Below are 21,205 nucleotides of genomic sequence, written 5' to 3'. Positions count from 1 at the left end.
TAAAAGGACACTGGCGCCATGACGACTCAACACACCTCGATACCCGTACTCATCACTGACGAGCACAGCATTCTCGACAACATCATCGCCCAGACTCTGTTGAGTGCGGATGATGAGGCCTACGGCATAGCCAGGCGTGGCGTCTCGGCATTTATCGAAGAGCTGATCAAGCCGCAGAACAGCGGGGAACCGGTCAAGAAACACCTGGTTGACCGGATGATTGCGGAGATTGACGAGAAGCTCGGTCGGCAAATGGATGAGATTCTGCACCACCCGCGCTTCCAGGCCCTGGAATCCTCATGGAAAGGCCTGCAGTTGTTGGTCGAGCGCACCAACTTTAGAGAAAACATCAAGATCGAACTGCTGAATGTCTCTCGGCAAGACCTGCTGGATGACTTCGAAGACTCACCCGAGGTGACCCAGTCCGGGCTCTATAAGCACGTCTACAGTGCGGAGTACGGTCAGTTCGGCGGTCAACCTGTGGGCGCAATCATCGCTGACTTCTTTCTTTCCCCCAGCGCCCCCGATGTGAAGCTGATGCAATACGCTTCCAAGGTCGCCTGCATGGCCCATGCACCGTTTATCGCGGCCGCCGGGCCGACTTTTTTCGGCTTGGAAAGCTTCACCGATCTACCTGACTTGAAGGATCTCAGGGATCATTTCGAAGGTCCGCAGTTCGCCAAATGGCATAGCTTTCGCCAGAGCGAAGATGCCCGTTATATCGGGCTGACGGTGCCGCGATTCCTGCTGCGCACGCCTTACGATCCCCTTGAATGTCCGGTCAAGACCTTCGCCTACCGGGAAACCGTGGTGAACAGCCACGAGCACTACCTTTGGGGTAATACCGCCTACGCCTTTGCCACACGATTGACCGACAGTTTTGCGCGGTTTCGTTGGTGCCCGAACATTATCGGTCCGCAAAGCGGCGGCGCAGTGGAGGACTTACCCCTGCATCACTTCCACAGCATGGGCGAAATCGAAACCAAGATTCCCACTGAAGTGCTGGTATCCGACCGTCGCGAATACGAACTGGCGCAAGAGGGTTTCATTGCCTTGACGATGCGCAAGGGCAGTGACAATGCCGCGTTTTTCTCCGCCAGCTCGGTGCAACAGCCAAAGCGTTTCGGCATCAGTGCCGAGGGCAAGGAGGCCGAGCTGAATTACCGCCTGGGCACCCAGTTGCCCTACATGATGGTGGTCAACCGCCTGGCCCATTACCTCAAGGTCCTGCAACGGGAGCAACTGGGCTCGTGGAAGGAGCGTACCGACCTGGAGCTGGAGCTCAACAAGTGGATTCGCCAGTACGTGGCCGACCAGGAAAACCCCAGTGCCGAAGTGCGTGGGCGGCGGCCATTGCGGGCGGCACGTATCGTTGTCAGTGATGTCGAGGGCGAGCCTGGCTGGTACCGCGTCAACCTGAGTGTGCGACCGCACTTCAAATACATGGGGGCGGATTTCACCCTGTCCCTGGTTGGCAAGCTCGACAAAGAATGAGCAGGGGCCAAGGGATGACGCGTAACCAAAACCTCTTCGAGCGACTTGAAAGTCCGGCCGCAAAATCATCATGTGCCGTGACGTCCGTCGCAGCTCATCTGGGAAAGATGCTCAGCATCCGCGCTGGCAGCGTGCAGACACTGGAGGATTACGGTATGCCGGATCTCAATGACATGAGCCAGAGTCTGCATGAGTCATTGAGCCAGTCGCGCTTGTTGATCGAGCGGTTTATCCGGGCCTATGAGCCCCGCTTGAAGGATACGCACGTGAGGGCGTTGCCTTGTGGTGACGATCCTCTGGCGCTGGCGTTTGCCATTGACGCCACGCTCTGCGTCGACGGGGTGACGCAGCCCGTGGTGTTCACCGCGCGCCTGCAGGATGCTGGACAGGTTGAGGTCTTGCCTGATGTCCTTTAACCACTATTACCAGAGCGAACTCAGTGCGTTGCGACAGCTCGGGCGGCGCTTTTCCGAGCGCAATCCTGCTCTCGCGCCCTTTTTAGGGGAGGCCGGTCAGGATCCGGATGTGGAGCGGCTGCTGGAAGGCTTTGCTTTCCTCACCGGTCGCCTGCGCCAGAAGCTGGATGACGAGTTGCCTGAGCTGACTCATTCCTTGATGCACCTGCTGTGGCCCAACTACATGCGGCCCCTACCTGCGTTCAGTATCCTGCAGTTCGAGCCGTTGAAACATGCGGGGCCCGGTGTGATGGTCGCACGGGATACACCGGTCGAAAGCGCTGCGGTCGATGGTGACCGCTGTCGTTTTCGAACCTGCTACGCCACCTGCATCTTGCCGCTGCAACTGAGCGCGCTGGAGTACTGCGTCCAGGGAGAGCAGGCGTTGCTGAGCCTGCGCCTGGACATGGGCGGCGAAGGCAATTTCAGCGAATGTGCGTTCGATCAATTGCGCCTGCATTTGTCGGGAGACCGCTACATCAGTCAAGCGTTGTACCTGAGCCTGTTGCGCGAGGTTGAGGGTATCGAGTTGCTGCCATTGGGCGGTGATGGGCTTGCGGTCAGCGGGGCTGATGGCCAGCCCCTGCTGTTGCGATTGGGTGGCGATCAGGTCAGTCCGGTGGGGTTCGCGGAGGAGCATGCGCTGATGCCTTATCCGCAGAATACCTTTCGTGGATACCGCCATCTGCAGGAGTATTTCGCCTTTCCTGAAAAGTACCTGTTCGTCGATGTGCTTGGCCTGGATGCGTTGCAGCGGTTGCCCCAGGACGTACTCAAGCAAATCTGCAGCGTCAGGCTGTGCTTCAAGTTACGCACCCGTTGCCAGGCAACCGGATACCCCACGCTGGACAACGTGAGGCTGTACTGCACGCCCATCGTCAACCTGTTCAAACATGATGCGGTGCCGATTCGCCTGGACGGCAAGCAGGACGAATACCTGTTGATTCCTGGGGAATATGCGCGCGCAAACGCCTGTGTATTTTCCGTCGACAAGGTCACGGGCTGGCGCCCCGGCGGGCTGGGGTATCAGGCGTACGTACCGTTTGAATCCTTTGAGCACGACGGCGTTATCAATGCATCGGCAGCGCCCACCAGCTACAGCATTCGTCAGCGTGCTTCGGCGCATCATGCCGGGCTCGATACCTGGCTGGGGTTCGGAAGCGGGCGGGGGCATACCCAGGAAACGCTGTCGATCGAGCTGACATGCACCAATCACAACCTGCCTCGGCAATTGCAGGCAGGGGAGATCAATCAGCCCTGTGAGCAGACACCGGAGGGCTTGTCATTTCGCAATATCTGCGCACCGACTGCGAGTTTCGCACCGCCCCTGGACCAGGACTTTCTCTGGCGACTTATCAGCAACATGTCGCTCAACTATTTGTCACTGAGCGACATCAATGTCTTGAAGGTGGTCCTCGAAACCTATGACGTGCCGCGTTACCACGATCTGCAAGCGAAAAAGGTCAGCCAGAGAAGGCTGGGGGCCTTGCGATCCATCAGCCATACGGCCGTCGACCGCTTGCACCGGGGCATGCCGCTTCGAGGGGTGCGGGTCGACCTGAGCATTGATTCCCAAGGTTTCCTGGGGGCGGGCGAAGCGTTTTTGTTCGCCTCGGTGCTCAACGAGTTCTTCGCGCTTTATGCCAGCCTTAATGCCTACCACGAGCTGCGTGTCATCAGCACACAAGGAGATGTGTACCTATGGCCACCTCAGATGGGGCAGCAGCCCCTGCTTTGAAGCAACTGTGCCGTGCCATCCGTGAATATTCGCTGTTCCAGGCGATTTCGCAGGTGATCAAGCGCCTGCGCGATGCCCATCCGCTACTGGATGACAACGCACTCTATGAGTGGCTGGAGTTTCAGGCCAACCCGGGTCTTGGTTTTCCCGGTCACGATATTGACCGGTTGGAGTTTTTTGTTGAACACGATCAATTGCGTGCGCGTCTTCGCCTCAATGTCCTGGGCCTCTGCGGCGCAGGTTCACCCTTGCCGGCCTTTTACGGTGAGCAGGCGAGTGCCGATGGAGCGGGCGGCCACGCGACTCGAGACTTCCTGGACCTGTTTCACCATCGTCTGCAACGGCTGATGCTGCCGATCTGGCGCAAATACCGCTACCAGGCGTGTTTCCAGGCGCAGGCGCGTGATGCTTTTTCCGAGCAGATGTTTGCGTTGATCGGGTTGAGGGGCCAGCGCATCCGTACCGCCGCGCAGTTGGACTGCAAGCGACTGTTGCCCTACCTGGGGTTGCTTGGCCTGCGGGCGCACTCGGCGGCGGTGATCGAAACAGTGCTGCGTTACTACTTCGGGCATGAGCGCGTGTTTATAGAGCAATGGGTGGAACGCACGGTTGCCATTGCTCCCCCGCAGTTGAACCAGCTTGGCTGTGCCAACAGCCTGTTGGGCTTCGACCAGGTACTGGGAAGCCGGATCACCGACTGCAACGGTAAGTTCCGGGTGCATATACAGGATCTGGATTGGCAGCGCTTCCATGGTTTCTTGCCGACGGGGTCGGAGTATCCACTGCTGTGTTCGTTGGTGCGACTGGCTGCACGAGACCCGCTGGAGCATGACCTGCGGCTGGTGCTGGCCAAGGAGGCGCTCAGGCCGTTGCACGTGGGTGAACACAATGTCTGCAGGCTGGGGTGGACCACTTGGCTGGCACACGAGTGCGCCGATGGTGCGGTCATCGTGGCCAGCAATGCTCACTAGGGACTAATGACCATGATGAATGTAGACCTGCAACAGCTGATCCTGACATTGACGCCCGCAGTCCGTCAGGACCTGGAGCGCTCGGCCGAACGTTGCGTGACGCGAGGTGGCAGGGAGGTCCTGGTGGAAGACCTGCTACTGACCCAGCTGGAACGTCCCAGGGGGCTCTTGATACGAGCCTTGGCCGACGCCGGGATCGAGGCGCAGACGCTGCAAGCAACGCTGCAGCCCAAGGGGCAGGCAAGTGCCACGCGTAATCCGGTGTTCGCCCCGGCCCTCGTGCAGTGGTTGCAACAGGCGTTGATGGTTGCCCATCTGGAGTTGCGCCAGAGCGTCGTGGACCACGGTGCACTGTTACTGGCGTTGTTGCGTCACCCGCTGCAGCACGCGGGTACCGGCTATCACGAGTTGTTGAGCGGTTTGGATGCACAGCGTATACAGGGGTTTGTGCTGGACCAGGGGCCTGACGTCTGCCCGGCAGCAGGCGGCGAGTCACTGCTGGCGCGCTTTACCCATGATCTGACACGCCAGGCCCAGGAAGGGCGTATCGACCCGGTGCTGTGTCGCGAGGGTGAGATCCGCCAACTGATCGACATCCTTATGCGGCGGCGCAAGAACAATCCGATCCTTGTCGGCGAGGCCGGGGTGGGCAAGACCGCGGTTGTCGAAGGCCTTGTCCTGCGCATCGCCAGCTCGCAGGTGCCGGAGCCACTCAAGGGTGTGCGTGTGCTGACCCTGGACATGGCACTGCTGCAAGCCGGTGCCAGCATCAAGGGCGAGTTCGAGCGGCGTCTCAAAGGCGTGATCGACGAAGTGAATGCCGCGCCGACACCGGTGATTCTGTTTATCGACGAGGCGCATACCCTGGTGGGGGCGGGTGCCCAGGCGGGTGCCGGCGATGCCGCCAACCTGCTCAAGCCGGCCCTGGCCCGCGGTGAGTTGCGTACCCTCGCTGCCACCACGTGGTCCGAATACAAGAAATACTTTGAAAAAGACCCTGCCTTGGCGCGGCGTTTCCAGCCTGTGCTGGTTGGCGAGCCCAGCGTTGAACAGGCGACTTCGATCCTGCGCGGGCTGGTCCCGGCCTACGAATCCAGCCATGGCGTGCATATACGTGACGATGCCGTCGTCGCGGCGGCGCAGATGAGCGCCCGCTACCTGGCAGGGCGTCAGTTGCCCGATAAGGCCGTGGATGTGCTGGACACCGCCTGCGCACGTGCGCGAATCAACCAGATAATGGTGCCCGAGGCATTGGAGCGCCTGTGTACCGAGCACGCTGAAGGCTCGCGGCAGCGCGACTCGCTGAATCGAGACAGGGACGCCGGATTGCCAATGGATGAGCCGGCTGCACAAGCATTGGGCCTGCGATTGGCGGCTGTCGAGAGTGAGCGTCAACTTCAGGAGCAGCGCTGGCTGGAACAGCGCGCGTTGGCGGAGCCGTTGCGTGTATGCCCGCGACTGGTGGCACAGGTCATCAGCGCCTGGACCGGCATTCCGGTTGAACAACTGTCCCTTGAGCACAGTGCATCGGTGCTGGGGGTTGCCGATGCGCTGCGGTCGCGCATTCTCGGCCAGGAACCTGCCATACAGGCGCTCGACCGCAACCTGCGCGCGGTGGCTGCCGGACTGAACAAGGCCGATGCGCCGGTCGGTGTGTTTCTGTTGGTAGGCCCAAGTGGTGTGGGCAAGACCGAAACGGCCTTGGCCCTGGGTGATTTGCTGTATGGCGGCGAGCGTTTTGTCACCACCCTCAACATGTCGGAGTTTCAGGAAAAACACGCCCTGTCTCGGCTGATTGGCGCACCTCCCGGTTATGTCGGCTATGGAGAGGGCGGAGTGCTGACGGAAGCCGTGCGCCGGCGCCCCTATTCGGTGGTGCTGCTCGACGAAGTCGAAAAGGCCGACCCGGAGGTGTTGAACCTGTTCTATCAGATCTTCGACAAGGGGCTGGTCAACGATGGCGAAGGCCGGGAAATCGATTTTCGCAATACGCTGATCCTGATGACTTCCAACCTGGGCAGCGATTGCATTATCGACTTATGTGCAGGCGGCCGACGACCTGGCACACAGGTGCTGCAGGACGCAATTCACCCTCTGCTGCGCGACTATTTCAAACCGGCACTGCTCGCCCGGATGCGAGTCGTACCCTATTACCCGTTGATGGGCGCTGTGTTGCATGACCTGGCAAGACTCAAGCTCGACCGTCTTGGGCGAAGGTTGCAGTCACGCAAGCTGGCCTTGAGCTATACGGCCGAACTGGTCACGCATATGGCTGAGCGGTGCGTCCATAGCGACAGCGGAGCGCGGTACATCGACCAATGGATCGAGATCCACCTGTTGCCGCAGATGGTCGATCGACTGCTTGGGGCGGTGGCGATGGGTGAGCCGCTGTCGCGGGCCCACGCCTGCCTGGATGGTGACGGGCTGCCGATCTGTGAGTTCAGCCAATGATGAACGATGTGCTGGCCCCTTTACCCCAGCCCCTGGCCTACGCCGAGACGTTGCTGGCCTGGTTCACCCGAATGGGCATCGAGGGTGACGAGACAACGTTGCCAGGCCTGTGTGTTGCAGCGGCTGCGCAACTGAGTGAATGCGAACTCGGCCAGTTATATTGGCGGGACGAGGACACGGGTCGGCTGGACTTGATTGCCCAGTATTTTCCTGGCGCATTGCCCCTCGGCGAGGGTGCTTGCGGCGCAGACTTTCAGCATCAGCAACTGTTGCGTCACGTGCTCGGCCATCCCAGTATCCTGAGCGTGGATAACCTGGACGACAGTGTGTACGAAAGCGGTTTTCTACCCGCGACAGCTACGCCCTGGCACTCGTTGATATGCCTGCCGCTGTTCGCTCGCCACAAGGCCGTTGCCGGTCTATTGCTGTGCGCCAGCCAGCGGCCGAAACTGCTCCAGGACTACGGACCCTCGTTAAGCCAACTGGCAAGCTTCGCCTTGAGTCAGCTGGCGCTGTTGCGACGTGTGCGTCCGCCGCACAACGGCTCCCAGGCCAGGCCTTGTCTACCCTCGGCGCGTATGACGTATGGGCTGATCGGCAACAGCGCAGCCATGGAAGAAACCTACCGGCTGATCGGCAAGGTGCTGAATGCGCCCTGCACGGTGCTGCTGCGCGGGGAGACCGGAACCGGCAAGGAGGTGGTGGCACGGGCCATCCATGCTGCCGGGCCGCGCAGTAGCAAAGCCTTTGTGGTGCAGAACTGTGCGGCCTTTCCCGAGGGGCTGCTGGAGAGCGAGCTATTCGGTTATCGCAGGGGCGCCTTTACAGGCGCCGAACGTAACCATGCGGGGCTATTTGACGCCGCCGATGGCGGCACGTTGCTCCTCGACGAAATCGGCGATATGCCGCTGTCACTCCAGGCCAAGCTGCTGCGGGTGTTGCAGGAAGGCGAGGTTCGCCCGTTGGGAGCCGATGCGGCCCATAAGGTCGATGTGCGAATTATCGCAGCGACCCATCGTGATCTGGCTGCAATGGTGGCGGAGGGCAGTTTTCGCGAGGACCTGTACTACCGACTGGCGCAGTTCCCGATCGAATTGCCGGCCTTGCGCGAGCGCGACGCAGATGTGCTGCTGTTGGCGCGACAGTTCGCACAATCGGCCTGCGCGGCAATGGGGCTCTCGCCGGTGGAATGGTCTGCTGCGGCCTTGGATCAACTCTCGTGCCACCCTTTTCCCGGGAATGTCCGTGAACTCAAATGCCTGGTCGAGCGCGCGGTACTGCTGTGTGACGACGCAGTGGTGCTGCCTGAACACCTGGGCCTGTCGTCCGGGCCGACCACTATTGCCGTCGGCGCGACGTTGCGCCAGCGCCTGGAACGGGTTGAACGGGTATTCCTGATCGACTGCCTGCACAAGAACCGTGGCAACCGGACCCGTACGGCACGCGAGTTGGGGCTAGCACGCCGCACCCTGCTTTACCGCCTTGCACGCTTGAACATCCCTGGCGGCGATGTCCGAGGGGGACGCTGAATGGTGCACGTATGGCTTCCACTCTTCGCCGCCAGCCTTACTTTCATTGGAGATACCTGATGCCACTTCGTACTTGGAAATCCTTGGGGCTTGTCCTGTGCTTGTTGAGCGGCTGCAACGCCAATTACGTTTTTGATGACGCTGACTACCGTCCGCTGGGTGACCCCCAGGCGACACGTCGCAGCGATTGAACAGCGGAGCCTTGTCATGCAACTAGTGTTTGAGGTGTGCAATACCGGAAGCGGTGAGCCTGCATCCTGTAAGACATTCGACGGCGTCGGCGGCGTGATCGGCCGCGGGATCGGCTGTGACTGGGTCATCCCGGACGCGAGTCGCTTGCTCTCCAGTCATCATGGCCTGGTCAGTTACCGGGATGGCCAGTATTTTTTCACCGACATCAGCAGCAATGGCATTGGCGTGTCGGGCAGCGCGGAGCGCTTGTGCAAAGGGCAGGCACGACTGATCAGCGAGGGTGATGTCTACCAACTGGGGCCAGTGGATATCCGTGCACGACTTGTGGCGCCCGGGAGACAAAATGGCCGGCAGGTGTTTTTCGGCAACGATACGATTCCGGATGACGCGTTTTTGGTGCTTGACCCCTTGCGAGCACTCGATAGCGAGCAGGTGCATGGCAGCTCACCCGGGGATCCGGAGGCGCTGAAACTCTCGGCTGCGAGGGCGGCCTGCGCACTGTCCCACTGCCCCCTGGAACGGGATCACCTGATCGTGCCGAGATGGGCCGAGCCAGTAACGGAAGAGGCCTCGACTCAACCCGCCCAGGTGACTGCAGCCAGTCGTGCTCCATTCTGGTCGCAGTTCGCGGACGCGATGGGCGTGCCCCTGGATACGCTTGATACCCAGGCATGCGAAGCCCTGGCGATCAAGGTGGCTGGTCTGTTCAGGCAAACCATCGAAGGGCTGCAGCAGAGTCTGCGTACTCGCGATGAGCTGAACGGCGAGTTGAACCTCGGTTGGACCGTGCCTGCCATTAAGAGTCACAACCCCTTGAAGGATTGCACCGATACCCCGTCTGCCCTGGCCTCACTGTTGGGCCTCGGTGAGCCGGGCCCGCTGCCTGCAGAGGTAGCGGTCGCCCAGGCATTCCGGGAAATGCAAATCCACCAGCTGGCCTTGGTCGTGGCTTGCCGTGCTGCAATACGTGGCGCTGTGGAGGCATTTGCACCAAGCCATCTGTTGCTGTGCTTCGAGCGCCAGGACATGCCGGCCAGGTTCTCTACCGATGGAGCCCACTGGCGGGCCTACCAGCGCCATTACCGACACCTTATCGACGAGCAACCCTTGGGCGAGCAGCTGTTGCGTAACCAATTTTCCAAAGCCTACGCGGAGCAGGTGCGCCTGGTCGCCACGCTGCATGCGCCTTATCCGGGATGACTGTCATGTATCGAGCTGCCGTTCTGTCAATGCTGCTTGTACTCGGCCTGCTGACCGGGTGTGCCAGCGTGTCACCGTATTCAACCCTGACCAAGCTGGACCTGGCGTTGAGCGCCAGCGACGGCGTCAACCGCGACCTTCACGGTCGCCCGTCTCCCATCGTGGTGCGCCTGCTGGAGCTGCGGCACGCGGTGGCGTTCGAAAACGCTGATTTCTTCACCCTCTATAGCCGCGCAGAGCAGGCGCTGCCCAAGGACTGGGTCAACAGCGAGGAGTTGGAGCTGCGCCCCGGTGAGCGGCTGGCGCTGAAGCTCAGTGTCGAACCACAGAGTCGTTATGTCGGGGTGGTGGCTGCCTATCGGGACCTGCCCCATGTGCAATGGCGGCTTGTGCTGCCCGTCGCCCGGCAGCGCCTGACGCGTGTCGAGCTGATGCTCGACGAGTCCGGGGTTCGCGTCGTTACCCCTCAAGCCCGGAGGTCGGAGGATAGACATGCAGGTTCATAAAGTCGTGTGGCAGGAGGGCATGCTGCTGCGCCCCCAACACTTGCAGCACAACGACCGTTACTACCACCAGCAACTCAACCGTACCCGTTTGCTGGGCATTGATGGTTGGGGGTTCCTGACCCTTGATGTCGATATGCAGTACCTCAATCTGGGGAAGCTGGTCGTCAACCAGGCCAGCGGTGTATTTCCCGATGGCAGCTTGTTCGAGCTGAGCAGCGTGATGGAGCCACTGGCGTTGCAGGTTCCTGCCCACACCAGTGGGCAAGCCATTTACCTGGCGTTGCCGTTGGCCATCGGCAATCAGGTGGAAGTGCGCCAGCAGGAGCACAGTGATGTGCTGGCGCGCTACGTAAGCTGCGAAGCGGAGATCACTGATTCGAACGCTGGCTTTGATTCCCGTTGCCGGATCAACTGCGCACGCCCGGACCTGCGATTGCTGTTAGGGGAGCAAACCAGTGACACGTTGCAGGTGAAACTCCAGGTTGCCCGGGTGCTGGATTCGACCCGCGAGGGCGGCGTGCGGCTGGACGCGGATTTCGTACCGGCGTTTATCTATGTGCAGGGCTCAGGCTATGTCGCGTCATGTATCAAGGAAGTGCTGAGTCTGCTGGGCACCCGAGGCGATGCGATTGCCGCGAGGATCCGGGGAGGTGGCGGGGCGGAGGGGGCCCAGGTCGGCGATTTCCTGATGCTGCAACTGATCAATCGAACCGAGCTGGTGTTGCGTCACTTCCTGAGTCAGAGCCAGGTACGTCCGGAGGTGTTGTACAGGCAGTTGTTGTCGATCCTCGGCGAGTTGTCGACGTTCGCCACCGACAACAAACGCGCGCAACTGGAGACTCGTTACCAGCATGGTGAGCAGGGGGCGAGTTTTCGTGGGTTGATGGAAGGCATTCGCACCGTGCTGTCGTTGGTGCTGGAACAACACGCCACTGAGCTCCCGTTGGAGCCGCGACAGTATGGTGTGCTGGTCTGTCCGGTGAGTGATCTCAAACTGCTGGGTAGCGCAACATTCATTCTGGCGGCAACTGCCCAATGCGATTCGGAGGAGCTGCGCCACCGCCTTCCGGCGCACTTGAAAATCGGCTCCGTGGAACGCATCCGCGAGCTGGTCAATCTGCATCTGGCCGGCATCAAGGTCAAGCCACTGCCGGTGGCGCCCCGACAGATCCCGTTCCATGCCGGCAAGACCTATTTCATGCTCGAACTCAGTGCCCGTGATATCACGCAGCTGGAACAATCGGGCGGTTTTGCCTTCCACGCCAGTGGCGAGTTTGCCGAACTCAAACTCAATTTCTGGGCCATCAGGAACTGAATGCCATGACAATGGACAGCGAATACCCGCAGGACGAAAAAACTATCCTGCTTGACCTCGATGGTCGCGCGCCCGCAGGGGCGCCGGTGACGGACTTCCCATCGCCACCGCGCTTCGAACGGTTGGAAGACCGGATGATCTACACCGCCAGCCTGCAAGGGGCACAGAGTTTCAAGATCGGGCCCAACATCCTGGTGGCCGCCGCCTGGGAACTCCTGTCGCAGGTCGTTCGACTCAAGCGCAGTTCCGGCCGGGAAAGCTTGCAGGCCCTCAATGACAGGTTGTCGTCGGGGATCACGGCGTTTGAAGCGTATGCCTTGCACCAGGGTGCAGAGGACAGGCAGGTCATGTCGGCGCGCTATGTACTGTGCAGCGTTATTGACGAAGCCGTGGTCACTACCCCGTGGGGCAGTCGCAGTGACTGGTCGAAATCCAGCCTGTTGAGCCGCTTTCACAACGAAACCTTCGGTGGCGAAAAATTCTTCCAACTGCTGGAGCGTTTATCCCGCGACCCCGTCAAGCACCTGGCAATGCTGGAGTTGATGTACCTGTGCCTGTCGCTGGGGTTTGAAGGTAAATACCGCGTCATGGAGCGGGGCGGGCCGCAGTTGGAAGCGGTACGCGATGGCTTGTATCGACAGATCCGGCATGTGCGCGGTGAGCGCCCGCCGATGCCTGTACCCGCTGCCGCAGCACAGGCACCGGGTGCCGGGATGCACATCTTTTCCCCTGCCGGGGTCGTCGTCTTCACGCTCGCCTGTTTGCTGGCCATGTACCTGGGTTTTGCCTGGGCATTGGGCAATGAACGCATGGCGGTGCTGCAACCTTTTCAATCTTTGGCGTCGGATCAGACACGGTCGCCGTTGTAACGCTGGGAGCAATGAATGAACGCATTCTTCAAGGGCGTGGGCACGGCGCTGCGCAAGACTTGGGTCTGGAGCCTGTTTGTGGTGTTCGCCAGCGCGTTGCTGGTGTGGTTTTTCGGGCCATTGCTGGCGGTGGACGACCACCGTTTCTGGCAGGGCGCTCCAGCTCGTCTGTTGACCATAAGCGGGTTATTCCTGCTGTGGGGGTTAGCGATGGTCATGGTCGACTCACGCCGTACCGCACGATTGAATCGGCGCCAGCACCAGGAGCGCCACCAACGCAAGGGGTTGATTGACGAAGAGCGGAGGCAGGTGCGGGGGCGTTTCAAGGAGGCGTTGCACACACTGAAAACCTCCCGTCGTTATGGCGAGCGCAATGAGCGTTGGCGCAACGACTTGCCGTGGTATCTGTTGCTCGGCCAGCAGGGCAGCGGCAGAACCCGTCTGCTGGCCGCCTGCGGATCGCAGTTCCCACTTGATCGGGAGGAAGCGATGGCACCGGGCGCAACCCAGTATTTTGATTGGTATCTCGCCGACGAAGCTGTCCTTGTCGAGAGCGCAGGGCGCTACCTGGCCCAACCTGACAGTGCCGTGGATGGGGCCGGTTGGGCGACGTTTCTGGAGCAGCTCAGATTGCGGCGCAGGGCTCGCCCCCTCAATGGCGTGGTGGTGACGATGGCGGTGGAGACGCTGCTTGGCAGCAATGATCGCGACCTGGACATGCATGCGCGCCACGTGCACACCCGGTTGCAGGACGTACAGCAGATGCTGCATGTGGATGTGCCGATCTATCTGGTATTGACCCAGGCTGACCGGTTGCCGGGCTTTGTCGAGTTCTTCGATGCGTCCCAGGGCGACGGCGCCGAAGCCCTGCTCGGAGAACCCGTGGCAACAGGTCCGGCCGGTACCGCGATCACCCAGGTTCGCGAAGCGTTTGAGGCGTTTCTGCAACGCCTTGGAGCAGAGCTGATTGCGCGTTTGCATCAGGAACGCAATATCGAACGTCGCGGGCTGATGCTCGATTTTCCTCGGCAGGCTGCGCAAATCGGTGAACGTTTGTGCCTGTTTGTGGAGTCTGCGTTCTCCTCTCATCGCTTTCAGCGTATTAACGGATTGCGTGGCTTTTACCTGACGAGTGCGCAGACTGCCGACAGGCGTTCCTACTTCGTCCAGGGCCTGTTCAAGCGGGTGATTTTTGCCGAGGCCAATCTCGCCGGGCTGCAGACTCCGGAACGACAGCGTATCCGTCGACACCAAGGGTTGCTGGCGTTGGCCGCCTCCCTGGTCATTGTCGCGGCGGGGTGGCTGTGGGCACACAGTTATTCGATCAATCACCAGCGGCTGGTGCAACTGGCGCAACTGCTCAAGCCACAGCCGCCCGCGTCACCCGGTCTGGACGATACCCTGGTGCTCCTGCTTCTGCTGGACGACCGCCTGGCTGCGACCCAAGTGTTTCCAGCGTTGGCGGAGGCTCGTGCGGTGGAGCGGGGCGGCTTGTATCAAGGGGAGGCGAGTCGGCCACTGTTGGTCAGTGCCTATGAAGACTTGCTGCACCAGCAGTTGTTGCCGCTGGTATCTACGATGCTTGAAGAACAGGTACGGGCCAGCCTTGGCGACCGCGAGGGGCTTTTGGACATCCTGCGGGCTTACCTGATGCTCAGTCTTCGCGAGCGTCGCGATAAGGTTTGGCTGGCGCAGCGCGTGGCCGTTCATTGGGCTGTGCGCTATGCCGGGGATGCTTCGGTGCAGAAACGATTGAATGCACATTTTGCACGGCTGCTTGAGCGCCCCTTCGCGATGCCCTTGAACGTTGAGCTGCTCGCCGAGGCCCGCCAGGAACTGCGCGGCGAGTCGTTGGCGGGCGTGGTCTATCGGGTGCTGCGTGACCAGGCGCGTGACCTTGAGCCCTTGCGCCTGGCCGAGGGGAGGGGGTTCGCAGCGGTCGAGCAGCCCATCCCCGGCTTCTATACCCGGCGGTATGTGCAGTACTTCGAAAGGCAGGGCTCTCGGCTGGTGAATGCCATTGTTCAGGACAACTGGGTACTTGGGGAGGACGCAGACCTCAGCAGCCTGGATTTGCGCCAGTTGATGCTGGAGCTCGAGCAACGTTATTTCAGTGAGTACGCCGACACCTGGAGCCAAGCCATTGGCCAGGTGCGCCTGCAGGAAAGTGACAGCCTGAGCCAGCATGCTGACGGGCTTGCCAGCCTGGCGTCAGCGCAGTCGCCGTTGATGCAGCTGTTGCGACAGGTTCGGGAAAACACACGCCTGCTGTCGACCAACGATCCCCTTGAGGATTTCAGCCCGCCCTCCGGCGAGTTCGGGACCAGCGCTTCCAGCGTGCTGCCCAGCCAGCTGCATGGGCAGGCAAAGCCTGATTCTGCCCGGCGTGCACTGCAGCGTCGGTTCGAGCACCTGCATCAATTGCTGGACGCGGATCAGAACCCTGGAGCTGAACTGACGCAGGCGTTGCGGCTGCTCGATGAATGGCATCTGCAACTGGCGGCCCTTAACCGCGAAGCTACCCCAGGGCAGGCGGCATTCATGATGGCCAGGCAACGAATGGAAGGGCAGCAGCCATTGCTGGGGAATCTGCGGGATGCTGCCGGGCGCCTGCCGTTGCCGGTCAAGGGGTGGTTTGAAGGCATTGCCGATGACAGTTGGCGGCTGCTGCTCGATGATGCGTATGTGTATATAAATCAGCGTTACCAAAGTGAGGTCTATGGCTTTTACGCCAAGGCGATCCAGCGTCGGTACCCATTCAACCCACGGTCCGAGAGTGATGTTGCCCTTGGCGATTTCCAGGACTTTTTCAAGCCGCGGGGTGGCATGGCGCGCTTTTATGAAAGCTACCTGCGGGCCTTTGTCAGTGCCGAGTCCGGTCGCTATCGTCTACGCGGCCTGGATGGCCGTAGCCTGGCGCTGTCGCGCTCATTGCTGGACCAGCTGACGAAGGCCCAGGTGATTCGCCAGGGGTTTTTTACCGAGGACCAGGGTGAGTGGGCGGTTCGCTTCACGCTGGCGCCCTATAGCCTGGACCAGGCGGTCAGCCGAGCGATCCTGAGCATTGGTGATCAACACCTTGAATACCGCCATGGCCCGATCGTGCCCATGGCTTTCCAGTGGCCAGGCGAGGCGGACGATGGCCGTAGCAGCCTGGTGCTGGAGCGGGGGGCGGAGCGGCCGCTGGGCATGGAAAAAAACGCTGGTCCCTGGTCGTTGTTCCGGTTTTTCGAGCTGATGCAAAGTGAGCCTGGGAGCGGCCGGGGTTCTCGGCTGCTCAAGGCTGAGCTCGCTGGCACGCATGCCACCTTCCTGCTCAACAGCCATCGCAACCCTGGTCCTTTTCAGATGGCGAACTGGCGCACCTTCCGTTTGCCGGAGCAACTGTGAGGCAGGTGCATGCCGATGGGTGCAGCGCCGGGCGAACGGCGCGAGGCAAGACGCGCGCGCGTAATGAGGATGCGTTCCTCGACTGCCCCCGGCGCGGTTGTTGGGCGGTAGCGGACGGAATGGGTGGGCATCTGGCTGGGGATGTGGCCAGCCACTGGGTCATCAGCAGCCTGGCTTCGTTGCCCGACCAGGGCAGCTTTGACGAACGGATCGATGCCATACGATGCTGCTTGCGACGGCTCGACCGTCAAATGGGGCAAGCCACCACGGAACAAGCTGCCGACGGCATCATGGGCAGCACCGTGGTTGCGTTGCTGCTGGAGGGTAATCGCGCAGCCTGCATCTGGGTCGGGGACAGCCGTTGCTATCTTTGGCGGGGACGACGTTTGTACCAACTGTCGCGGGACCATTCCCTGTGGCAGCAACTGATGGACAAGCAGCAATTGAGCCTGGAGCAGGCCCTGGCGCATCCGGATGCCAGGGCCTTGACCCGTGCCATCGGTGGGCGGCAGCCATTGAGCCTGGCGGTGCTGGAGTTCATTACCCAACCTGGGGATGTGTTTTTATTGTGCAGCGATGGTTTGTATCAGGGGCTCAGCCATGGCGAGTTGGGCAGCGCCCTGAGTGTGGGGCCGCCCCGACAGGTAGTGGATCGGTTGTTTTCCGACGTGCTACGGGGGGCGGCCCAGGATGACCTGACGGCCGTGGTAGTCCAGCCATGAGCGAGGTCGCCGGCCCGCCGAAACTGCTTGCGGGACGCTATCAGCTGGATCGGTTATTGGGCAGCGGTGGCATGGGAGTGGTCTACCGAGCCCGGGATATGCTGCACGAGGCGTTCGGCGAGCCCGACGCGTGGGTGGCACTCAAGTTGTTGAGCGATACGCTTGCCGAATCTTCCGACGGCCATGTATTGCTGTACAGCGAGTTCGCCCTGACCCGGAGCCTGCGGCACGATCACGTGGTCAGAACGTACGCTTTCGAGGTCGATACTCCGCGTCAGGTGGCGTTCTTCACCATGGAACTGCTGCAGGGCAGGACCCTTGACCGCATCCTCTCGGAGTGCCCGGATGGATTGCCGTGGCGGGAGTTGCAACCCATCTCCCTGCAACTGTTGGATGCACTGGCTTATGCCCACAGGCGGGGCGTTCTCCATGGCGATGTGAAACCGGCCAATATCATGCTGGGCGAGCAGGGAGTGCGGCTGTTCGATTTCGGCCTGGGCCATGCCGAGGCGGAGCAGGCTGCGGGGCTGCCCACTTTGAGTCGCAGTCGCTTTAAGGCTTGGACGCCCGGGTATGCGGCGCCGGAACTGGTGGCCGGGGGGAACATCTCCGCCAGGGCCGACTTGTATGGCGCCGCCTGCGTAATCTATGAGCTCGCCCAGGGACGGCGCCCCGGCGAGCATCAGTCGGATCAGCCATTGTCCAGGCCTCGGCAATTACCTCGGCGGTGCTGGCCGGCATTGCGTTCTGCGCTGGCCCTGGACCCTGAGTGCCGAACCATTGCCGTCGAGGAGTTGGGCGAAGCGATGAATAGACGACGGCGCTACTGGTTTGTGTAGTGGGGGTGTCAATCAGCCAAATCATGCAGTTGGCAGTATTCGGTCCAACTCAAGCCGGCCATCTGGGCAACTTCCTTGTGTACTTCCAGGCGCCGCGCCTCGAAGTCAGCAGGGGATTGGCTGGTCAGCCTGAGGGTCAGCTCCCAGGCAAACAAACCCAGGCGTTCTGCTTCCGCCTCGAAGGCTTCATGCAGCCGTTCGGCGCGGTACTGTGCCAGGGTTTCACCCTTGGCCTGAGCGGCCAGTGGGTTCAGGGTGTTCAGTTCGGCAGCCACATCGGGATGTTCGTTCAGGAATCGATCCAGCGCGAGCTGGTGGTTATCGCCGGGAGGTGACAAGGGCGTGCTCCAAATCAGGTGGGACCAGGCCTCGGTTTCTGGCCCGGGGCAAGCCGTGTGTGCACAAGCAACACGGATAACGGGTATTGAAGCAGATTCCAGGACCGGTCCAGACCAGAAAATTAAACTATTGGAGATACCCGGCTTTGACTGTCACTCATTGCTGGAAATTCACCGATACCCATGGCAAAGGACTTTCGCTCCCGGTGCCAGGACGTGTAGCGTTAGCCCCGGTGCTTCCGACCCTGCTTTCCAAGGGCAGCGGGCGATGGGCAGAGGGATGGGTCATGGCGCAAACGCTGTTCAAACTTTTCTTTACCCAGCGCCTGGCCGCTTTGGCCAGTGCCGATTCGTTGCGAGCGATCCGCGAAGGGCTGCTGTGGATCTTGCCGTGCCTGCTGGTGTCTGCGGCCTTTCTGATCCTGTCCGAATGCGCTCGGGTGTTGGGCTGCAGCCCGCAGGTGGTAAGCTTCCTGGCGGGGTTGCACAATCAGATCAGTTCGGTGATCCCGTGTCTGGTGGCCGCCTCCATTGGCTACATGCTGGCGATCCAGCACCGCCTGCCGCAATTGCCGGTGGCGTTCCTGTGCCTGGCCCATGTGGTCTTGGCGACGTTTATCCTGCGGGAATATCCCCGGGCATCGGCCACCTTCCTGCTGTTTATTGCTATTGCCTCGCCGCTGCTGAATGTACCGGCCTTGGCCTGGCTGCACCGTTTTCGCTGGACGCGCCTGGTTAATGAAGACCTGGTGGGGTACAACCTGCGAGGCACGATCAATATGGTAGTGCCAGGGGCTATTACCGCCCTGGCGCTGGTGGCTGCGCTGTCCTTGTTGTTGCAGATACCCTATGTGGCGCAGCTGCAGGGCCCCCAGGTGCTCGATGCGCTGGAGTCGCCCTACGGCAGCGGTTTGTTTGTCACCGTGATGAACTCGCTGTTGTGGTTTTTCGGGGTTCACGGCGTCTATGCCATGCAACCGCTGTTTGATGTGCTGGACCAGGCCGTGGTGCTCAACGGCGCCGCGTTGGCAGCGGGCGAGCCAATCAGGTATGTGCTGAACGGCGGCCTGTTGGGCAGCTTTGCCTTTATCGGTGGTTCGGGCGGTGCGTTGTGTTTGTTGATCGCAATCCTGCTGTTTTCCAAGAGCCAGTCCATGCGCCTGGTGGCCGTGGCGAGTTTGCCGCTCTCGCTGTTCAACGTCAGTGAAGTCCTGCTGTTCGGCCTGCCGATCATCCTCAACCCGCGTCTGTTCATTCCGTTTCTGCTGGTGCCTGCGTTGAACGCAATGGTGGCGCTTACCGTGGTGCAACTGGGCTGGGTATCCCCGGCGGTGGCCAGCGTCCCGTTTACCGCACCGGTGTTGCTCAATGCCTACCTGAGTACTCATGGCGACCTGGCGGCCGTCGCGCTGCAAGTGACGCTCCTGGGCCTGGGCACGCTGGTGTATGCACCCTATGTGCGCGCGATTCATCGCCAGGCTGCCGAAGGTGGCACGGTGTACCTCAAGTCCCTGGACATGACCTTCCGCGGCCTGGAAGAAAAAGGCCGGCTGCGCGAACTGGACCCGGTCCTGGCTTCCCACAAGGCGCTGGCGCGCCAGGCCAATGAACTGAATCGCATCCAGCAGATCAGCGATTATGAGTTCTACCTTGAATACCAGCCCCAGGTCTCGACCCGCACCGGGCTGTGTACTGGCTGCGAAGCGCTGATGCGCGCCCGCGATGCCCAAGGTACGGTGCATTCACCGTGGGAGTTCCTGCAATGGCTGGCCCAGGCGCGGTTGATGCCGGACGTGGATATGTGGGTGGCATCCCAGGCGATTCGCCAGTACCAGAAATGGCAGAAACTCGGCTTTACCCTGCCGATGACCATCAATATTTCCAGCGCCACCCTGACCGACGCCGCCCACGGCGAGCGCCTGGTGGAGATCCTCGCCCAGGCCCATGGCCAGGTATCGGTGGAGATCACCGAAGACGCGCTGGTCAGCGATATCCCTGCCACGCGCCAGAACATCCAGAAACTGCAGGGCATCGGCGCCAAGGTCTATATCGATGATTTCGGCACCGGGTTTTCGGCCTTGAGTTACCTGCACCAGTTCCCGGTGGACTTCATCAAGATCGATCGCAGTTTCGTGGTGGCGCAGCACGATCCCAAGGGCGCCCAGGTCCTGACCGGCATGCTGCGTTTCTGCGAAGCGCTGAACCTGGGCGTGGTGGTGGAGGGCGTGGAGACCGCCGAGCAGTTGGCCTTCTTGAACACCGGCGCCGAGCTGATTATCCAGGGCTGGTATTTCAGCAAGGCACTGCCGGGCGATCAGTTGGAAGGTTTTGTGCGCGAGCGTGCGGCCATGGCGCAGGTCTAGTAGCCGCGCTGGGTCTGTTCGATCTCCTCGACCAAGCGATCGATACCTGCCAGGCGTGCACGGTTGTCGTGATCCCAGGGGTGAAAGCCGGGTTTGAAGTAGTGCAACCACGGCCTCAGCATGCGTGGGAAGACGCCCTTGGGGCCATAAAGAAATTTCAACATGCGCCAGAAGCCTTTGAGGTGCCCACCCGCCTTGCGGTCGGCAATCAACAGACGCACATGAAAATCCAGCACCACCAGCCAGAAAAACACCGTAGTTGTCAGCATGGTCCCGGTGCGCAGCAGGTAACGCTTGGGCCCGGGTTTGATCACCGTGTTCCACACATCAAAGGCCACGGCCTTGTGTTCGGTCTCTTCCAGGGCGTGCCAATACCACATCTGCTGGTAGCCCTTGAGCGAATCGCCAAAGCGCGACGGGTCACTCAGGAGGATTTCCGCGAGCATCGCCGTGTAGTGCTCAAGGGCAATGGTGATCGCCAGGTTGAACGACGGTGCGAAGTGTTTCTTCTGCAGATCGAGAATGAATTTAAGCCGACGGTCCAGGGTGTGCGCCGGAAGCCCGGCTGCTTGCATCAGGTCGTTATAGGCCACATGTTCGCGGCTGTGCATGGCCTCCTGGCCGATAAATCCCTGGATCTGTTTCTTTAGCGCCGGATCGTCGACGCGTTTGCGGTAGTGACGCACGCTGTCCATGAAAAACAGTTCGCCCTGGGGGAACAGCAGCGACAAGGCATTGAAGAAATGCGTGATGAACGGGCCCTGTTCGTGCCAGTCGGTGATGCGTTCGGCGGGCAGGGCAAAATGGAGGTCGCGGCGGATCGGCAACATGAT

General features: G+C 61.0%; 17 protein-coding genes. 15 read left to right on the top strand and 2 right to left on the bottom strand.

The window, feature by feature from the left end:
- Positions 1-18: 18 nt before the first annotated feature.
- The 14 genes from tssC to FX984_RS05040 are packed head-to-tail and all read left to right on the top strand — an operon-like array spanning position 19 to position 17,671.
- Positions 19-1,494 (top strand): type VI secretion system contractile sheath large subunit, encoded by a 1,476-nt coding sequence (tssC, locus tag FX984_RS05105; RefSeq protein ID WP_051429442.1) that lies wholly within the window; start codon positions 19-21, stop codon positions 1,492-1,494.
- Positions 1,495-1,508: 14 nt separating this feature from the next.
- Positions 1,509-1,910: a type VI secretion system baseplate subunit TssE gene (tssE, locus tag FX984_RS05100; protein WP_027608611.1), complete on the top strand. Its 402-nt coding sequence runs from the start codon at positions 1,509-1,511 to the stop codon at positions 1,908-1,910.
- Positions 1,900-3,687: a type VI secretion system baseplate subunit TssF gene (gene tssF / locus FX984_RS05095; RefSeq protein ID WP_146478003.1), complete on the top strand. Its 1,788-nt coding sequence runs from the start codon at positions 1,900-1,902 to the stop codon at positions 3,685-3,687. The genes tssE and tssF overlap by 11 nt, the downstream gene beginning before the upstream one ends.
- Entirely contained in the window at positions 3,651-4,658 is a 1,008-nt protein-coding gene (gene tssG / locus FX984_RS05090; RefSeq protein ID WP_146478004.1) for a type VI secretion system baseplate subunit TssG, read from the top strand. The genes tssF and tssG overlap by 37 nt, the downstream gene beginning before the upstream one ends.
- Before the next feature lie 12 nt (positions 4,659-4,670).
- Positions 4,671-7,109, top strand: a complete 2,439-nt coding sequence (locus tag FX984_RS05085; RefSeq protein ID WP_146478005.1) for an AAA family ATPase — start codon at positions 4,671-4,673, stop codon at positions 7,107-7,109.
- Complete coding sequence (locus FX984_RS05080; protein ID WP_108572858.1) at positions 7,106-8,638, top strand: sigma-54 interaction domain-containing protein; 1,533 nt, start codon at positions 7,106-7,108, stop codon at positions 8,636-8,638. Before FX984_RS05085 ends, FX984_RS05080 begins: the two co-directional genes overlap by 4 nt.
- Before the next feature lie 59 nt (positions 8,639-8,697).
- Positions 8,698-8,829, top strand: a complete 132-nt coding sequence (locus FX984_RS32660) for a type VI secretion protein (RefSeq protein ID WP_081744502.1) — start codon at positions 8,698-8,700, stop codon at positions 8,827-8,829.
- Between the two features lie 16 nt (positions 8,830-8,845).
- Positions 8,846-10,030, top strand: coding sequence for a type VI secretion system-associated FHA domain protein TagH (gene tagH, locus FX984_RS05070; RefSeq protein ID WP_027608606.1), 1,185 nt, complete (start codon positions 8,846-8,848; stop codon positions 10,028-10,030).
- 5 nt (positions 10,031-10,035) lie between these two features.
- Entirely contained in the window at positions 10,036-10,536 is a 501-nt protein-coding gene (gene tssJ / locus FX984_RS05065; protein WP_027608605.1) for a type VI secretion system lipoprotein TssJ, read from the top strand.
- Positions 10,523-11,851 (top strand): type VI secretion system baseplate subunit TssK, encoded by a 1,329-nt coding sequence (gene tssK / locus FX984_RS05060; RefSeq protein ID WP_092356780.1) that lies wholly within the window; start codon positions 10,523-10,525, stop codon positions 11,849-11,851. The genes tssJ and tssK overlap by 14 nt, the downstream gene beginning before the upstream one ends.
- 5 nt (positions 11,852-11,856) lie before the next feature.
- A complete protein-coding gene (gene icmH, locus FX984_RS05055) occupies positions 11,857-12,720 on the top strand; it encodes a type IVB secretion system protein IcmH/DotU (RefSeq protein ID WP_092356783.1) in 864 nt (287 codons plus the stop codon).
- Positions 12,721-12,735: 15 nt separating this feature from the next.
- Complete coding sequence (gene tssM, locus FX984_RS05050; RefSeq protein ID WP_146478006.1) at positions 12,736-16,110, top strand: type VI secretion system membrane subunit TssM; 3,375 nt, start codon at positions 12,736-12,738, stop codon at positions 16,108-16,110.
- A 5-nt stretch (positions 16,111-16,115) separates the two neighbouring features.
- Positions 16,116-16,832 carry a PP2C family protein-serine/threonine phosphatase gene (locus FX984_RS05045; protein ID WP_092357246.1) on the top strand — a complete coding sequence of 239 codons (717 nt, stop codon included), beginning with the start codon at positions 16,116-16,118 and terminating at the stop codon, positions 16,830-16,832.
- Positions 16,829-17,671, top strand: a complete 843-nt coding sequence (locus tag FX984_RS05040) for a serine/threonine-protein kinase (RefSeq protein ID WP_146478007.1) — start codon at positions 16,829-16,831, stop codon at positions 17,669-17,671. The genes FX984_RS05045 and FX984_RS05040 overlap by 4 nt, the downstream gene beginning before the upstream one ends.
- 8 nt (positions 17,672-17,679) lie before the next feature.
- On the opposite strand, the gene FX984_RS05035 is transcribed toward FX984_RS05040, so the two are convergent.
- Positions 17,680-18,009 carry a DUF6388 family protein gene (locus FX984_RS05035; protein WP_027608599.1) on the bottom strand — a complete coding sequence of 110 codons (330 nt, stop codon included), beginning with the start codon at positions 18,007-18,009 and terminating at the stop codon, positions 17,680-17,682.
- A 287-nt stretch (positions 18,010-18,296) separates the two neighbouring features.
- Here FX984_RS05035 and FX984_RS05030 point away from each other — a divergent pair, with 287 nt between their 5' ends.
- Complete coding sequence (locus tag FX984_RS05030) at positions 18,297-20,372, top strand: EAL domain-containing protein (RefSeq protein ID WP_146478008.1); 2,076 nt, start codon at positions 18,297-18,299, stop codon at positions 20,370-20,372.
- Here the strand turns inward: FX984_RS05030 and FX984_RS05025 are convergent.
- Positions 20,369-21,202: a metal-dependent hydrolase gene (locus tag FX984_RS05025; RefSeq protein ID WP_027608597.1), complete on the bottom strand. Its 834-nt coding sequence runs from the start codon at positions 21,200-21,202 to the stop codon at positions 20,369-20,371. The two genes, FX984_RS05030 and FX984_RS05025, sit on opposite strands and share 4 nt — an antisense overlap.
- Positions 21,203-21,205: the final 3 nt, after the last annotated feature.

This window comes from Pseudomonas marginalis (assembly GCF_008692035.1).
Taxonomy (GTDB): Bacteria; Pseudomonadota; Gammaproteobacteria; order Pseudomonadales; family Pseudomonadaceae; genus Aquipseudomonas; species Aquipseudomonas marginalis.
This window is presented reverse-complemented; position numbering and strand designations above follow the sequence as displayed.

What these genes read in the sequence shown, in the direction of transcription:
- tssC (WP_051429442.1), top strand. Translation starts at nt 19, where the DNA reads ATGACGACTCAACACACCTCGATACCCGTACTCATCACTGACGAGCAC.
- tssE (WP_027608611.1), top strand. Translation starts at nt 1,509, where the DNA reads ATGACGCGTAACCAAAACCTCTTCGAGCGACTTGAAAGTCCGGCCGCA.
- tssF (WP_146478003.1), top strand. Translation starts at nt 1,900, where the DNA reads ATGTCCTTTAACCACTATTACCAGAGCGAACTCAGTGCGTTGCGACAG.
- tssG (WP_146478004.1), top strand. Translation starts at nt 3,651, where the DNA reads ATGGCCACCTCAGATGGGGCAGCAGCCCCTGCTTTGAAGCAACTGTGC.
- FX984_RS05085 (WP_146478005.1), top strand. Translation starts at nt 4,671, where the DNA reads ATGATGAATGTAGACCTGCAACAGCTGATCCTGACATTGACGCCCGCA.
- FX984_RS05080 (WP_108572858.1), top strand. Translation starts at nt 7,106, where the DNA reads ATGATGAACGATGTGCTGGCCCCTTTACCCCAGCCCCTGGCCTACGCC.
- FX984_RS32660 (WP_081744502.1), top strand. Translation starts at nt 8,698, where the DNA reads ATGCCACTTCGTACTTGGAAATCCTTGGGGCTTGTCCTGTGCTTGTTG.
- tagH (WP_027608606.1), top strand. Translation starts at nt 8,846, where the DNA reads ATGCAACTAGTGTTTGAGGTGTGCAATACCGGAAGCGGTGAGCCTGCA.
- tssJ (WP_027608605.1), top strand. Translation starts at nt 10,036, where the DNA reads ATGTATCGAGCTGCCGTTCTGTCAATGCTGCTTGTACTCGGCCTGCTG.
- tssK (WP_092356780.1), top strand. Translation starts at nt 10,523, where the DNA reads ATGCAGGTTCATAAAGTCGTGTGGCAGGAGGGCATGCTGCTGCGCCCC.
- icmH (WP_092356783.1), top strand. Translation starts at nt 11,857, where the DNA reads ATGACAATGGACAGCGAATACCCGCAGGACGAAAAAACTATCCTGCTT.
- tssM (WP_146478006.1), top strand. Translation starts at nt 12,736, where the DNA reads ATGAACGCATTCTTCAAGGGCGTGGGCACGGCGCTGCGCAAGACTTGG.
- FX984_RS05040 (WP_146478007.1), top strand. Translation starts at nt 16,829, where the DNA reads ATGAGCGAGGTCGCCGGCCCGCCGAAACTGCTTGCGGGACGCTATCAG.
- FX984_RS05030 (WP_146478008.1), top strand. Translation starts at nt 18,297, where the DNA reads ATGGCGCAAACGCTGTTCAAACTTTTCTTTACCCAGCGCCTGGCCGCT.
- FX984_RS05025 (WP_027608597.1), bottom strand. Translation starts at nt 21,202, where the DNA reads ATGTTGCCGATCCGCCGCGACCTCCATTTTGCCCTGCCCGCCGAACGC.